Annotated in this window: 14 protein-coding genes; 5 read left to right on the forward strand and 9 right to left on the reverse strand. The window is 72.8% G+C overall.

Going from position 1 to position 15,007, the window contains the following annotated elements; translation table 11 throughout:
• Positions 1 to 12: 12 nt before the first annotated feature.
• Positions 13 to 378 carry a hypothetical protein gene (locus NITAL_RS00970; protein ID WP_052664234.1) on the reverse strand — a complete coding sequence of 122 codons (366 nt, stop codon included), beginning with the start codon at positions 376 to 378 and terminating at the stop codon, positions 13 to 15.
• A gap of 287 nt (positions 379 to 665) precedes the next feature.
• Positions 666 to 1,058 carry a hypothetical protein gene (locus tag NITAL_RS00975; RefSeq protein WP_052664235.1) on the reverse strand — a complete coding sequence of 131 codons (393 nt, stop codon included), beginning with the start codon at positions 1,056 to 1,058 and terminating at the stop codon, positions 666 to 668.
• Positions 1,059 to 1,331: 273 nt separating this feature from the next.
• Between NITAL_RS00975 and NITAL_RS00980 the strand changes: the two genes are divergently transcribed.
• Entirely contained in the window at positions 1,332 to 2,018 is a 687-nt protein-coding gene (locus NITAL_RS00980) for a response regulator transcription factor (protein WP_052664236.1), read from the forward strand.
• The gene (locus NITAL_RS00985; protein WP_052664237.1) at positions 2,018 to 3,355 is read left to right on the forward strand and encodes a HAMP domain-containing sensor histidine kinase; all 1,338 of its coding nucleotides are present in this window, start codon (positions 2,018 to 2,020) and stop codon (positions 3,353 to 3,355) included. Before NITAL_RS00980 ends, NITAL_RS00985 begins: the two co-directional genes overlap by 1 nt.
• Here NITAL_RS00985 and NITAL_RS27725 read toward each other — a convergent pair.
• On the reverse strand, positions 3,346 to 3,741 hold the full coding sequence (locus NITAL_RS27725; protein WP_052664238.1) for a response regulator: 396 nt from the start codon (positions 3,739 to 3,741) through the stop codon (positions 3,346 to 3,348). The genes NITAL_RS00985 and NITAL_RS27725 overlap by 10 nt on opposite strands.
• 148 nt (positions 3,742 to 3,889) lie before the next feature.
• Between NITAL_RS27725 and NITAL_RS00995 the strand changes: the two genes are divergently transcribed.
• A complete protein-coding gene (locus tag NITAL_RS00995) occupies positions 3,890 to 4,471 on the forward strand; it encodes a biotin transporter BioY (protein ID WP_052664239.1) in 582 nt (193 codons plus the stop codon).
• 67 nt (positions 4,472 to 4,538) lie between these two features.
• On the opposite strand, the gene NITAL_RS01000 is transcribed toward NITAL_RS00995, so the two are convergent.
• The 6 genes from NITAL_RS01000 to NITAL_RS28385 form a co-directional block, all read right to left on the reverse strand.
• Positions 4,539 to 6,893, reverse strand: a complete 2,355-nt coding sequence (locus NITAL_RS01000) for a CocE/NonD family hydrolase (RefSeq protein WP_052664240.1) — start codon at positions 6,891 to 6,893, stop codon at positions 4,539 to 4,541.
• A 110-nt stretch (positions 6,894 to 7,003) separates the two neighbouring features.
• A complete protein-coding gene (locus NITAL_RS01005) occupies positions 7,004 to 7,660 on the reverse strand; it encodes a hypothetical protein (protein WP_157041548.1) in 657 nt (218 codons plus the stop codon).
• Between the two features lie 301 nt (positions 7,661 to 7,961).
• On the reverse strand, positions 7,962 to 9,188 hold the full coding sequence (gene ilvA / locus NITAL_RS01010) for a threonine ammonia-lyase (protein ID WP_052664242.1): 1,227 nt from the start codon (positions 9,186 to 9,188) through the stop codon (positions 7,962 to 7,964).
• 92 nt (positions 9,189 to 9,280) lie between these two features.
• A complete protein-coding gene (locus tag NITAL_RS01015; RefSeq protein ID WP_169786684.1) occupies positions 9,281 to 10,900 on the reverse strand; it encodes a sigma-70 family RNA polymerase sigma factor in 1,620 nt (539 codons plus the stop codon).
• Between the two features lie 35 nt (positions 10,901 to 10,935).
• On the reverse strand, positions 10,936 to 11,718 hold the full coding sequence (locus NITAL_RS01020) for a L,D-transpeptidase (RefSeq protein WP_083441092.1): 783 nt from the start codon (positions 11,716 to 11,718) through the stop codon (positions 10,936 to 10,938).
• 119 nt (positions 11,719 to 11,837) lie between these two features.
• Complete coding sequence (locus NITAL_RS28385) at positions 11,838 to 12,290, reverse strand: hypothetical protein (protein ID WP_052664246.1); 453 nt, start codon at positions 12,288 to 12,290, stop codon at positions 11,838 to 11,840.
• A gap of 182 nt (positions 12,291 to 12,472) precedes the next feature.
• On the opposite strand from NITAL_RS28385, the gene NITAL_RS01035 reads away from it, so the two are divergent.
• Together NITAL_RS01035 and NITAL_RS01040 are read left to right on the forward strand one after the other, a co-directional pair.
• Positions 12,473 to 13,474, forward strand: a complete 1,002-nt coding sequence (locus tag NITAL_RS01035; RefSeq protein ID WP_052664247.1) for an alpha/beta hydrolase — start codon at positions 12,473 to 12,475, stop codon at positions 13,472 to 13,474.
• A 64-nt stretch (positions 13,475 to 13,538) separates the two neighbouring features.
• Positions 13,539 to 14,930 (forward strand): class II fumarate hydratase, encoded by a 1,392-nt coding sequence (locus tag NITAL_RS01040; RefSeq protein ID WP_052664248.1) that lies wholly within the window; start codon positions 13,539 to 13,541, stop codon positions 14,928 to 14,930.
• Positions 14,931 to 15,007 lie beyond the last annotated feature (77 nt).

The raw sequence follows: 15,007 nt of genomic DNA on the forward strand, positions 1-15,007 counted from the left end.
GTCAGAGGCCGATCAGGTGGCGGGTTCGCCGTCCTCGGACGGCCACCGTGGCGGACGCTGACCCAGGAGGCGGCGCGCCTCCTCGATGACGAGGTAGGTGACCGCCTCGATCTCGGACGCCCGATCACGCAGCTCCGCCGCGTCGCCGTCGAGCCCGAGCAGCCGTCGGTCATCGGCCTCCGCCAGCAGCAGATCGGCCTCGTCGAACATCCTGTCGGCGACGGCCCGCAGGTGCGTCCCCTGATCCAGCGGGGTGACGGGCGCCGGTGTGGCCTGTCGCCGGTCCCCGCGAGGTCGCACCGGTCGCGGCCGCAGGAGCACCACGGCCATGATGGCGAGGTGCCCTGCGATCAGCAGCTGCAGGGTGGTGCCGGACACATCAGCTCCGATGCTCTCCCCCGAGCGTGACGGTGCGTGCAGGAGGGGCGCCCGAGAGCGCCCCTCCGGGGGAACCTAGCTCAGGCTGCGCACTCGAACTCCACCGCGACGGCCCGTGCTGTTGTCGTTGTTCTCGACCCGTTGCCGCAGGTCCTTGACCCCCGAAGCCATCCGGCCTCGCTGGGCGTCCGCGAGCAGGCGGCCACAAGGAACGTCGCACCTCGCGCTGGAAAGACACGAGTTGGGGGAACCGCCCGAGGCGGTCCCCCCAAGCCCGTAGCTACGGGTTACTTCCCGGAGCAGATCGTCTCCTGGACCTTCGCGCCCTTCTTGAGGGTCACGCACACGCCCGAGGTGCTCTCGCCTTCGTCCCACTCACCCTCGATGAAGGTTTGCCCACCCGGGTTCGTGCTTTCGTCCGTCGTGTCGTGCGTGTAGGTGGTCACGTCGGTCTTCAGGACCTCAACCGCGTCGTTGTTCTGCAGATCCTCGCTCGCATCGAACGTGCAGGTGTAGTTGCCATCTGTGTCGGTTCCCCACGCACCGCCCGCCTCGGTGCACGAACTCTCGACCGCGGTCAGGTTGCCATCGTCCTTCAGCTCTGCGGACGCCGGACCCGCCAGCATCCCAACGCTGAGCGCCGCGACGCCGAGGACGGTGACGAGCTTGCGGTTCCTCATGGTGTGTGCCTTCCCTGGCGCTCTCGCGCCTGTCGTGGGAAGGTGTGTCGGTTTCGCCCCTGGCTCCCCGGTCGGCTCGGCGACCAACTACCGCCGACCGGATCGATGCCCCACACCCAGTTCGCCGAACCCCTGTAGATCGACGACTGAGGTGACCATCGCTGGTGAGCCTGAACTCAACCTGAAGCTGCGGCCGGTCGGGACCTCGGTCCCGGCACGTTCGGGCCGGTTCGGCCAGGCCGGTCGGTCACGGTGTCCCCGTAGGCTCCTCGCATGCCCACCACCGCGCCCCGGGTGCTGCTCGTCGAGGACGACGAAGCGCTGCGCCTCGCCACCACCTCGTCGCTGCGGGACGAGGGGTACGAGGTGCGGGGCGAGGCCGACGGCATCTACGCCCGTGAGGCGGCCAGCGCCTTCCGACCGGATGTGGCGGTGCTCGACGTCCGGCTGCCGCACGGGCCCAGCGGCCTGAGCGTCGCCCGGGTGCTGCGCGAGATCGACGGCCAACTGCCCGTCATCTTCCTGACCGCCGCGGACTCGACCGAGGACCGGCTCGCCGGGTTCGACGCCGGCGCGGACGACTACCTGGTCAAGCCGTTCGCGATGGCCGAGCTGATCGCACGGGTCCGCGCGTTGCTCCGCCGCAGCGGACGGCTCACCTCCGACACGTGGCAGGTCGCCGACATCGTGGTCGACGAAGGCCGACGACGGGTCCACCGGGGCGGTGCCGAGCTCGACCTCACGCGCACCGAGTTCGACCTGCTCGTCGCCCTCGGCCGCAACCCCGACCGGGTGCTGTCCAAGACCCAGCTGCTCGCCAGCGTCTGGGGGTTCTCCGACTACGACGTCAACGTGGTCGAGGTCCACGTCAGCGCCCTGCGCCGCAAGCTCGAAACCCACGGACCGCGGGTCATCACCACCGTCCGTGGCGCCGGCTACCGCCTGCGGCCGCCGACCTGATGCGGACGCCGTCGCTGCGACGCCGGGTCACCGCCTCCGGCGTCGCCGTGTTCGTCGTGCTGGTCCTGCTCCTCGACGCGTTCGTCTACCTCACCCTCCAGGCGCGGCTCGAGGAGACCCTCGACGAGGTGCTGGCGACCCGGGCCGAGCTCGCTCGTGAACTCAGCGAGCAGCACGGCGGCATCGAACTGGCCGAGCGCCTCAGCGTCCGCGGCGTTCCGGCGGCGGTGACCACCGGTGACGGGGTGCAGCTCGACACCGAGTCGATCCCCCGCTTCGAGGCCGCCCCGCCCGCACCCCCCGCCGACCAGCGGGCTCGGCGACTCTCGACGACGATCGCGCTACCGGACGGGGGCAGCGTGGAGGTCTTCGTCAGCAGCGGGGGCGTCGACGCCACCCTGCGCCGCGTGCTGCTCGTCACGATGCTCGGCACCGCCATCGCGGTGGTGGCTGCGGTGCTGCTGTTCCGCCGAGCGGCCGCGGTCGCGATCGCCCCGCTCGACCAGGTCGTGGCAGCCGCTCGGCGGACGGCATCGGGCCAGACGGGGGAACGGCTCGAACCCGACGCTCCCGACACCGAGCTCGGCCGGTTCGCCACCGCCTACGATGCCATGCTGGATTCGCTCGAGACCGCGCTGGAGGACACCCAGCGGACCGAGGAACGCACCCGCCGCTTCCTCGACGACGCGGCCCACCAGCTCCGTACGCCCCTGGCGACCGTCCGCGCGTCGGTCGAGGCGCTGCTCCGCGAGGAGGACCCTGCGGTCCGGGACCTGCTGATGGCCAACCTGGTCCGCGAGGTCTCCCGGGCCGATCGGCTGCTGACCTCGCTGCTGACCCTCGCACGGCTCGACGCCGGACAGCCGCTGGCCACCGCTCCGACCGACCTCGTGGCGCTGGCCCACGACGAGGCCGAGCGCTGCCGCAGCATCGCGCCCCACCTCGCGGTCGAGGTCGACGCGACGCACGCCCCGACGACCCTCCCCGCCGGTGACGAGGGTTCCCTCCGCGAGCTGCTGGCCAACCTCCTGGACAACGCCCGTCGGCACGCGACCGACCTCATCGTGGTGACCATCGCAGCCGCGGACGAGGGCACCGTCGAGGTCCACGTCCGTGACGATGGACCTGGGATCGCCGACGACGACGTCGCTGTCGAGCGAGCCTTCCAGCGGTTCGCGTCGCTCGACGGTCGCGGGGGGTCGGGGCTCGGGCTGGCGATCGGCCGCGCCATCGCCGAGGGGCACGGCGGCACGCTGACCTACGAGGAACGCAGCTTCGTCCTCCGGCTGCCCGCAGCGGCACCACCCACCGAGCGGTCGGCCACCGCTCAGACCTGAGAGGTCGAGTTCGCTGGACGCTGCAGGGCGGCGGTCAGCGGCCGCAGATCGGCCGAGTCGACGACCGCCGAGGCCCCCGCCTCCAGCGCGGGTAGGTCGATCGCACGCAGGTCGCTGAGCACCACGATCCGACAGCGTGGTGCCAGCGCGTGCAACGCCGAGATGAGCCTGAGCCCGCTCCGGCCGGCCATCGCGAGTTCGAGCACCACCGCGTCAGGGTCCTCCTCGACCACCGCCACCAGCAGCTCCACCCACCGGTCGACGACGGCTGACACCTCGTAGCCGGCGGCTGCGGCGGCCTTCGCGAGCGCGGCCAGCCCCAGTGCGTCGTGGCCGACGAGCACGACGCACCGGGGCGCTGCGTGATCGGTCGTCTCCACGATCACGCGCCCCTTCCGTGTCCCCGCTGACCACAGCTTGCACCCCGCACCTGAAGCCAAGCTGTGCATCCGCGGCGACCCGGTTCCCGGGCCCGGGAGGCACACGCCTACGCTCCGGCGGACCACCCCGTGCCTTCCCGCTCGAGGAGCTCCCGTGAGCAGCACCACCCCGACCTTCGCCCAGCCTCGCGTCCTGACCGACCTGATCCCCGGCGCCCGGGTGAAGGATGCCGCGCTGACGCTCGGCTTCACCCTCGCCATCGCCGGCTCCGCCCAGCTGTTCTTCTACCTGCCGGGCAACCCCGTGCCGTACACCGGGCAGACCTTCGTCGTGCTGGCCGGAGCGATCGCCCTCGGCGCGCAGCGAGCCACCGCCGGCTCGCTGCTGTACCTCGCCCTCGGTGCGCTCGGCCTGCCGTTCTTCGCCGCCAGCGGGGGCGCCACCCTCGGCTACATCGTCGGGTTCGCGGTCGCCTGCGCACTGCTCGGCACGTGGGCGTCCCGTGGGGGTGCCCGCAGCGTCCCTGCCGTGGCGGCCGCGATGGTGGTCGGCAACCTCGTCATCTACGCGTTCGGCGCGACCTGGCTCGGCATCTTCACCGGTCTTGGTGCCGAGTTCGCGGTGGCCAACGGGGTGGTGCCGTTCCTCTGGCTCGACGCGGTCAAGATCGCCGCCGCTGTGGCCGTCGTCCCACCGCTGTGGAAGCTGGTCGGACAGCGCGACGCGGACGTCTGACCGGTCCCGCTGCGAGCGAGGAGGGGCGCCCCGTGTGGGGCGCCCCTCCTTCGCTGTCCGGCCGAGGTCAGCTCCCGACCTCACCTGCGCTGTTGACGAACCGGATCAGCACGTCGACCTGGTTCGGCGGGCCAGCCCAGTTGTGCACGATCAGGCGGTACTCACCCGGCTGCGGCCGGTTCAGCGCCAGCGTCTCGCCGCCCAGGTCGAAGCTCGCACCGACCGCCACCGTCTCCCAGGTGTTCTCACCGGTTCGACGCTGCAGGTCCAGGTCGATGTCCCCGGGCAGGGAGGTCGTCGCCACCGCCTGGAGACGCGCGTTGTCGAACCCCTCCGACACCTCGAAGGGGACGCTGGCCTCGGTGAGCGGCTCCACGCCGACGGCGCCGAGGCCCGGTGCCACCACGGTCACGGTGTCGGTGACCGGACCCTGCGCCTCGCCAGCAGGCTGCGGCTCGCCCGATCCGTCGTCGCCGTCACCCTCGCCCTCACGGAGGGGGACGTCGGCGAAGACGGGTGCGTCGGGCACGACCGACAGGCGGTAGCCCTCGGCGTCCGGCCCGGTGTGCACGGTGACCTGCACGTCCGTCGCGAACGTCGGCACGTGGTGCCCGCTGGTGGTCCCCACCGACAGCACGAGCCGTTCGCCCGCGAGCACCCGGTGCGCCTGCGTGAAGCACTGCAGGTCGATGGACATCACGTCACCCGGGATCACCGGTGACGGCGACTCGACCGAGTCCCGCAGGTGGGTGTTGGCCGCGCACAGGTTGGCGCGCCGACGGGTGCCGTCCGCCTCCTCGACGAGCAGGTCGGTGACGAGGTGGACCACCTGCCCGGTCACCGACACGTCGAGCTGGAGCTGCGGCACGCCGAGGAACACGACGTCCTCGGCCAGCGGTGCGGACACGAACTCGGTCGAACCGTCACCGGCGATCGCGGTGAACGACGCGGACGAGGCCTCGGCCGGCGCTTCCGTCGCGAGGGACCCGTCCGATGCATCGAGGTACAGCGTCTCGATCGCGCGGGTGGGCTGCCAGTCCTCGGCGACGGTCACCGACTCGCCGTTGAGGAACGCCTCGACCGACGGACCCGTCGGCACGTCGCGACCCTGGAGGTGCAGGTCGAACCAGGCGTGCAGGGCGTACTTCCACTGGTCGAAGCGGCAGGTCACGTGCCCCTCGGAGCAGGTGGTGTTCCCGGCCGAACCGTGGTCCCACTGCCCGATCCAGGTCTTGTCGTCGGCGCGCGGGGTGCGGTCGGCGAAGAACCACTCGGCGGCTGGGATACGGGCAGCGTTGTCGTTGACGCCGTGGATCATGAAGATCGGGATGTCGGCAGCCGCCGCACCCTCGCGCCAGTCGCGCTCGGCGTGCCAGCCCTGGTACTGGCCGGTGACCTGGCCGTGGCCGGCGGTGATGGCGCTGTTCTGCAGGCCACACCCGAACTGCGGGTTCGGGAACGCGTCGGCGTTGTCACCGCCGGGCAGGTCGCGGTCGAGGGCGAGCTGCTCGTAGGCGTACATCGGACCGACCCACTGCAGGAACCACGGCACCCCGCTGTGGAACTGGTGGTCGTACATCGAGGCCAGGCCGGCCGACGGTGCGATGGTCTTGAGGCCCCGGGGGTCCTGGGCCGCGGCGACGGTCGGTGTGGAGCCGACGTAGCTGTGGCCGGTCATGCCGACGTCACCGGACGACCAGTCGGCGTCGGCTGCCCACTCGACGATGGCCTTCAGATCCTGCGCGTCGTCGGGGCCGAGGTGGTCGAGACAGCCGGTGGACCGGCCGGTCCCCCGCAGGTCCATCATCACCACGGCGTAGCCGCGCGGCGCGAAGTAGCCGGTCATGCCGATCGGTGCACCGCTCTCGTCCCGCGGGTCCGGGAAGACCCGGATGCCCTCGCGGTCGGCGATCGTGCCGTGGTAGGGGCTCGCCTCCAAGATCACCGGCCAGGGGCCGTCACCGTGGACCGCCGGGTCCGGGCGGGTCACCTCGATGTAGATCGACTCGCCGTCGAAGGTCTCGACCATCTCGGCGGTCTTGACGATCTCGGGGTAGTCCGGCTGCGACAGCTGGTCGGCGATCGCGATGTAGTCGACCGGCTCCAGCGTGGGGTCGGGAGTGTCCGGATCGTCCGGGCCGCCCGGATCACCCGGCTTCCCTGGCCGGTCCGGCTTGCCCGGCTGATCCGGCTTGCCCTTGCCGTCGGGGCGACCCTCGTCGTCCGGCTTGCCCGTGCCGTCGGGCGGGCCACCGCGGCGGGCATCCTCCTCGCCGGCAGCGACCATCTCCGCGCCGGCAGGATCACCGTTGAGGAGCGGCGGTGAGGTGACGGGAACGGCGCTGACCAGCGCCAGTGCCGCCGCGAGGGCGAGCAGCCGACGTGGCGACAACGGCTGGGCGGACCGGGACGACTGGGGCACGGGAGGGTCTCCTGGGTGTGACGACCCCCACGGGTTCGCCGTCCAGGTCCCCGGTCCCTGCGCGGCCGATCCCCGTGACCGTTCGGCGCGCGCCCCGTCGAACGGCCCGGTCAGACCGTGTCGTCGTCCGAGAGCGCCCGTTCCGGGAAGCCGCGGTCGACGATCTGGTCGGCGAAGGCCCGGACCTCGGCGTCGAGGTCGTCGGGGAGCTCCTCCCGCACGACCCGGGCGAAGGCGTCACCGGTGGTGTTGATCGAGAGGGTGAACGCCTCGTCGGCGCCGCTGGCGAACAGCGTCGGGTCGGCTTCGACCGCGACGAAGTAGCGCACCCAGGAGTCGAGGTGGGTCAGGTACACGTCCCGGAGGTCACGGACGTCGCGGTCGCTGGCCGCCGCGTCGGTCAGGTCCCGCCGGATGGCCTGGAGCTCACGTTGGCCTTCCCCCGCCGCGGCACCGATCTGGTCGAGGAGTCCCTCGATGTCGCCGGGGGCCGGGGCCTGATCGGCCGCGTCCGCCAGCACGTCGGCGAAGCGCTGCTGGGTGGCGAGCATCTGCTCCTCGGAGCGGTTGATGTCGACCAGGATCGCACCGACCTCGGCATCGGTGCCGTCGAGACCGTCGAGGTCGGGGACCTCCACCTCGACGTCGGGGCGGATCTGCGACCCATCGGGTGACGGGGAGCCGGCGCTGGACGGGGAGGTGAGGTCGATGTCCCGGGCCGCCGTCGTGAGGGCCGCCGCCGCGAAGCCGACGGGGACCCCGATCACCAGCACCGCGCCCGCGACCAGCGCCGCGACCGACCAACGCTGACGGCGACGCTGCCACGGCGGCGGGGGCGGCCCGTCCGGTGCGCCGCCCGGTCCGCCGGGCGGCGGTCCACCGACGGGTCCGCCGGGCCACGTCGACGGTGGTCCAGGCCACGGCTGACCGCCCGGCTGCCCCGAAGGCGGCTGGTTCGGAGGTGGCGGCTGGTTCGGCGGAGGGGGCTGCGGGCTCAACGGATCCTCGTGGTCGTCTGGTGACCGCCCACGGACGGTAGCCCCTCGCCCCTCGGTCGGTGACCGCGCTTCAGAGCGCGGCTGTCGGGTACCCCGAGGCGCCGAGTACCTCGTGGATGCGTGCGACGTGCTCGGCCCCGCGGGTCTCGAGCTCGATGATGACCTCGACCTGCCCGAGCGCGAGCCGGCTGCCCACCCGGTGGTGCTGCACCCCGACCACGTTCGCCCGCGTGTCGGCCACGGTGCGTAGGAGGCGGGCCAGCTCGCCGGGCGCGTCCGGGACGCGGGTGCGCAGGGTCACGTACCGGTTCTCGGCCGTGAGCCCGCCCGTCACCAGGTGCTGGAGCACCAGCGGATCGATGTTGCCGCCCGACACGATGGCCACGATGGGACCGTCCCCGAGCGTGCCTCGGCCCGCGAGGAGGGCCGCGACCGCAGCGGCACCGGCGGGCTCGGCCACGAGCTTGGCCCGCTCGAGCAGCATCACGACGGCACGGGACAGCTCGGCGTCGGTCACCGCGACCACCTCGTCGACGAGGTCGCGGACGTGGGCGAAGGTCAGCTCGCCCGGACGCTTGACCGCGATGCCGTCCGCGATCGTGTCCACGGACGGCAGGGCGACCGGCTCACCAGCCGCCAGCGACGGCGGGAACGACGCGCTGCCGATCGCCTGGACGCCGACGATGCGCACGTCCGGGCGCAGGGCGCGGAGCGCCACCGCCACCCCCGAGATCAGGCCACCGCCACCGACGGAGACCACGACGGTCCCCGCGTCGGGCACCTGGTCGACCAGCTCGAGACCGGCGGTCCCCTGGCCGGCGATGATGTCCGGGTGGTCGAAGGGGTGGACGAAGACGCTGCCCTCACGCTCGGCGAAGGCGATCGCCTCCGCGAGGGCTCCGTCGAAGGTCTCCCCGACGAGGCGCACCTCGGCCCCGTACGCGTCGGTGGCGTCGACCTTGGGCAACGGCGCCTCGATCGGCATGAACACGGTCGAGGCGACCCCCTGCAACGACGCCGCCAGCGCGACCCCCTGTGCGTGGTTGCCGGCCGATGCGCACACCACCCCGCGGCGGCGCTCGTCGGGCGACAGCTGGGCGATGCGGTTGTAGGCGCCACGCAGCTTGAACGACCCCGTGCGCTGGAGGTTCTCGCACTTCAGCCAGACCTCGTCGATCCCGGCGGCGGTCGCGATCGCGCGCGACCGTTCCACGGGGGTCGCCTCGGTCACCCCGGTCAGCCGCCCTGCCGCAGCACGGACCTCGTCGATCGTGACCAGCTCCACACGCCGCTCCATCCCTACCGGGTCACCCCACGAACCGTGGGGCGACCGTCCGAGCGTAGGTCAGCTCGCCGTGCACCGAGGCGGTGTGCGGTCGAAGCGCGAGGTCAGCTCGCGGTCGCCGTGCGCTGCACGGTCCCGCCCGGCCCCGTCGCCGTCAGCTCGAAGACCGAGCCGAGCGGCGCGCAGCGTTGCACGGTCCCGCTCGTCACCACCTCGTCGGCAGGACCGTCGCCGACCGCCAGGGTGACCGTGTCCGCCTCGCTGGTCTCCCACGCCAACGTGTGCGCGTGACCGCCGCCGTCCGGGCAGGTCGCCCCGGCCCGAACCACGAAGTGCTCGATGACCGGTTCCGGTGGCGGCGGGGTCGTCGGATCCTCCGGCTCCTCGCTCGGTTCCTCGGTGGGCTCCTCGGTGGGCTCCTCGGTGGGGTCCTCCTGCCCCGGCTCCTCCAGCTCGGGCTCCCGAGGTTGCTCCTGCGGCTGGGGCGACGTCGGCTCACGCTGCTCGGGGCCGGGGCGAGGCTCCGCGGGGGCCTCGTCGCTCGGGGTCGGCCCCGGCGGAGCGATCTCATCGGGAGCGGCAGCGTCCTCCTCGAACGGCACCTCCCGGGCGGAGGTCCGGTCCATCGGCGGCGGTGTCCGATCCAGCGAGCCAGCGGCGACGGCGTCCCGCGGTGGCTCCAGGCCATCATGCAGCTCCCCCGCGGCGAGCACCGCGATGACCAGCAAGGTGACGACACCACCCGCGACGACGGTCAGACGGCGGCGCCACCCGTGCGATGGACCGGCGTCAGCGCCGGCGTCGGTACCGGCGTCATCGCCCGGGTCGGTGTCATCGTGTCCCGGGCCGTCCTGCCCGCCGTGGTCACCCGACCCGTCGGGCCCGCCACCGGTCGCAGCGTGGGCCGGATCGACCGGGACGCCAGCTCCACCGAGCCAGCGGACCGCCTCGGTACGCAGGGCGACGGGAGCCGCGACGAACGGCACGGCGGCGAACAGACCCACGGGGTCGGCGACGCGGGCGTGCTCCTCGCTGCAGCTGAGGCAGTCGGGCACGTGGCGGTCGATCAGCCGGACCGTGGTCGCGTCGAAGCCCTCGCTGCCTGCGGCTGCGAGCTCGGCCCGGAGGCTGACGCACGCGGGCTCCCCGTCGTGCCACATCAGCCGCGCCCGGACCGCACCACCGAGCCGCTTGCGCAGCCGGAACAGCGCCTGGTGGGCGGCGTTCGGCGCGAGCCCGAGTTCGTCGGCCAGCTCGTGCGGCTCCAGGCCGTGCCGCAGGTGGAGGTCGAGGAGGCTGAGATCGCGCTCGCCCAGGACGGTCGCGGCGGACCACACCAGCTCGGCGGCCTGGCGCTGCTCGGCCCGGCGTGCGGGGTCCTCGTCCACCGGTCGCTCCCTCGCGGCCGGCTCGAGGTCGGCGTCGTCAGCGGTCGGCACGGTCCACCGCTCCCTGCGCTGACGATCGAGCGCCCGGTTGCGCGCGATGCGCAGGACCCAGCCACCGAAGGAAGCCGGCTGCTGCAGCGTGGCGAGGTCCTCCCAGGCGCGCAGCAGGGTCTCCTGCGCCACGTCGGCCGCCAGCTCGCGGTCGCGCAGGATGCGCCAGGCCACCTCCCAGCAGCGGTCGAACCAGCGAGCCACCAGCTCGCCGAACACGTCCGGTTCGCCCCCGCGGGCCGCGACCACCAGCTCGGCATCCTCGCGCACGGCGTCTTCCTGCACGGGATCCTCCCACGGTTCCATCCTCGACCACCATGTCACGAGATCGTCACGGGAGCACCGAGCGGCAGCAGTTCCACCAGCGCCTCGACCACCTCGTCGGTGACGCGGAGGCATCCGTGGGAGACAGCTTGCCCGATGCTGCCCGGCTGGTTCGTGCCGTGGATCGCGATCTGACCGTCACCGCCGGCGAACTCGGTCAGCGTCTCGGAGCGTGCCGACAGGCCGAGCGCGAACGGTCCGTACGGGCCCTCGGGGTCGTCGGACGCGACCTTGTCGGTGAGCCAGAACCGCCCGAGTGGGGTGGGGTTGGCGGGTTCACCGATGGCGGTGGGCGCGGTCAGCAGGACCTCGTCACCGTCGCGCACGGTCAGCTCGCGGGCCGCGGTGTCGATGAGGACCTCGAGGTCGGTCCGTTCCAGGAGGACGGCCTCCTCACGGACGAAGCCGGTGGTGCCGTTCGGGCGGACGGGGACGGCGACCTGCAGCCAACCCGCGTCGGGACCGGTGTCGTGGTCGAGCACGAGCAGGGTCGTGGTCGAACCGAAGGGTGTGGTCCCTGGGAGTTCGTGGCTGACCTCGCCGCCCGGTGCGTCGTGGATGGTGAGGTCACCGCGGGCACGGCCGATCAGGGTCGCGGAGGTGACCGGGACCTCGTCGGCCACCGCAGGCTCGTCGGTCGGTGGGGTCGGGGCGTCGGTGGTCGGCGCCGTGCTCGGAGGAGCCGTCGAGTCCGGCGGCGGCTCGGTCGTGACCGTGCAGGCGGTCAGGGTCAGAGCGGCGAGGCTGGCGGCGAGCAGCGTCCGTGCGGTGGTCCTCATCGGTGTCCCTCTCTCGTGGGTGGCCGATCGGTGGTGCGATCGGTCGGGTCCGTCGGCGGGTGGTGCGGCGACGCGTCGGGGGGGCCGGGCCGTCGGCCCGACCCCCGGGGGTGTGGTGGTCAGCCGGTGAAGTTCGGGGTGCCGGTGACGACGTCGCTGGAGGAGGGCGTGGCGTCGCGGACCTCGGTCCCGTCGTCGCCGCCCCCGTCGCTGTCCCCGCCGTCAGCGTCGCCACCATCGGCGTCCCCACCGTCAGCGTCCCCACCGTCAGCGTCCCCGCCGTCGGCGTCCCCACCGTCGGCGTCCCCGCCGTCAGCGTCCCCACCATCGGCGTCGCCGTCGTCACGCCCATCGGCATCGCCGTCGTCACGCCCATCGGCATCGCCGTCGTCACGCCCATCGGCATCGCCGTCGTCGCTGCCCCCGCCGTCGGCGGTCCAGCTGTCGGGCCCTCCCGGGATTTGCGCGTTCGCCGGAGCTGCGAGGGCCACGAGGGCCACCAGCACCAGCATCAGTGCGGCCGCGTTCAGCGCGGCGGCGGAGCGGACGGTGGTCGTGATCGCGGTACGCATCGGTCTGTCTCCTGTGGCTCGTGGGGGCGGGCGTCTCCCGCCGCTCCACCGGGCCTGACGCACCAGCTGCGACCGCCTTACACCCCTCACCCACCGTGCGCGCGGAGCGTCCGCCACCGCGCGTTCTGCCCACCGTGCCGGTCGGCGTAGCCTGCGAACCCCACACCGCTCGGAGCCCGACCGTGAAGCTCGATCGTCGCGTCCAGCTGCTCGATCTCGTGATGCGCCGCGGCGGGTACCGGATCCGCGACGCGCGGACGCTCGCCGACGTCCAGGCGATCCGCGCGAAGCGGGACGCCGGTGACGGTCCGCTCGGCGCGATCGTCGGCTGGGTCGGTCGGTCCATCGTCGGGACGGTCGCGGCGGGGGTGACCATCGACCACCTCGAGGTCCCGGGCGCCGACGGACCGCTGCGGGTCCGCCGCTACCGCACCCACGCCTCCGCGCTTGACGCGCCCCTGGTGGTCAACTTCCACGGCGGCGGGTTCGTCCTCGGCGACCTCGACGGCAACGACTGGTACTGCTCGACGTTGGTCGCCCTGACCGGCGCCGTGGTCGTCTCGGTCGACTACCGGCTGGCGCCCGAGGACCCGGCCCCCGCCGCCGCGTCGGACTGCATCGCCGCGACGAGCTGGCTCGCCGAGCACGCCGCCGAGCTCGGCGCGTCCGGCCCGCTGGTGGTCACCGGCGACAGCGCGGGCGGCAACCTCGCCGCGCTCGTCGCGGTCGCCGCACGTGACGCCGGTGGACCCCCGATCGCCCTGCAGGCGCTGATCTACCCGGCGACCGACCTCACGATGTCGTTCCCGTCGACCGTCGAGCTGGCGGACGCGCCGATCCTCGGGCGGGCTGACATGGACGCGTTCGTGCGCCACTACCTCGGCCCTGACGGCGATCCGGCCGACCCCGCCGTGTCACCGCACCACGTCGAGGACCTGACGGGTGTGGCCCCCGCCCTGGTGCAGACCGCCGAGCACGACCCGCTCCGCGACGAGGGTCGCGCCTACGCCGACCGGCTGCGCGAAGCCGGCGTGCCCACCCGGTGGACCGAGTACGCGGGGGTTCCCCACGGGTTCGTGTCGTTGCCCGGCATCTGTCGGTCCGCGCACCAGGCCGTCGCCGAGATCGCCCAGGCCATCGGGTCCCTCGACGTCGCTGACCGGCTCGCAGCCCGCCCCCGTTAGCCTGCGTGGGCGGCGCCGTCCGCGCCCCGCCCTGTCCCTCCCCGACCGACCGCGAGGACCCCCCATGGCCGACGAGTTCCGCACCGCACACGACACGATGGGCGAGATGCAGATCCCGATCGACGCGCTGTGGGGCGCCAGCACCCAGCGCGCCGTGGAGAACTTCCCGGTGTCGGGCCAGCCGGTCCCGCTCGAGGTGGTGCACGCCCACGCGATGCTCAAGTGGGCCGCCGCGACCGCCAACGAGGAGTCCGGGGTCGTCACCACCGAGGTCGCCGACGGCATCCGCCGCGCCGCCGACGAGGTGATCGCGGGCGACCTCGACGCCCACTTCCCCGTCGACGTGTTCCAGACCGGCTCGGGCACCTCGACCAACATGAACGTCAACGAGGTGGTGGCCAACCGCGCCAAGCAGCTGCTCGGTGAGGACCTGTCGTCGAACGTGGTCCACCCCAACGATCACGTGAACGCCTCGCAGTCGTCCAACGACACCTTCCCGACCTCGGTGCACGTGGCCGTCGCGCGCGTGGCCAAGAGCGACCTGATCCCCGCGCTGCAGCACCTCGCCACGGCGCTGCGCGACAAGGCCGACGAGTGGTCGGGGGTGGTCAAGTCCGGTCGCACCCACCTGATGGACGCGACGCCGGTGACCCTCGGCCAGGAGTTCGGCGGGTACGCGCGCCAGGTCGAGCTCGGCATCGCAAGGGTGGAGAAGGCGCTCGACTCGGTGTACGAGCTCGCCCTCGGTGGCACCGCGGTCGGCACCGGTCTCAACTGCCCGCCCGGGTTCGTGGACCGCGTCATCGAGCTGATGGCCGAGCGCACCGAACTGCCCTTCCGCGAGGCCGAGGACCACTTCGAGGCGCAGGGCGCCAGGGACGCCCTCGTCGAGGTGTCCGGCGCGCTGAAGACCATCGCGGTGTCGCTGATCAAGATCGCCAACGACGTGCGCTGGATGGCATCGGGCCCCCGCACCGGCCTGTACGAGATCCAGCTGCCCGAGATCCAGCCGGGCAGCTCGATCATGCCGGGCAAGGTCAACCCGGTGATCCCCGAGTCGGTCCGCCAGGTCGCCGCGCAGGTCATCGGCAACGACGCCGCCGTCACCGTCGGCGGGCTGTCCGGTGAACTCGAGCTCAACGTGATGATCCCGGTCATGGCCCGCAACGTCATCGAGTCCGAGCGGCTGCTCGCCTCGGTGTCGCGCGTCTTCGTGGACAAGTGCCTCGCCGGCACCGAGGCGACCGATCAGGGCCCCGAGTTCGTCGAACGCTCGCTGATGCAGGTCACGGCCCTCGTCCCCGAGATCGGGTACGAGCGTTCCGCCGCCCTGGCCAAGAAGGCCCACAAGGAGGGCAAGACCCTCCGCGAGGTCGCGGTCGAGGACGGCGTCGCCGAGGAGACCCTCGACCGGGTGCTCGACTACATGCGCATGACCGAGGGCGGCGTCCTCTGACCCATGGGGCCTCCGCGTCCCGGACGGCCGCCGCCCCCCGACCGCCCGGTGACGCCAGACGTCGACGGTGACGTTGG

Origin of the sequence: Nitriliruptor alkaliphilus DSM 45188 (assembly GCF_000969705.1) — a bacterium.
Classification (GTDB): Bacteria; Actinomycetota; Nitriliruptoria; order Nitriliruptorales; family Nitriliruptoraceae; genus Nitriliruptor; species Nitriliruptor alkaliphilus.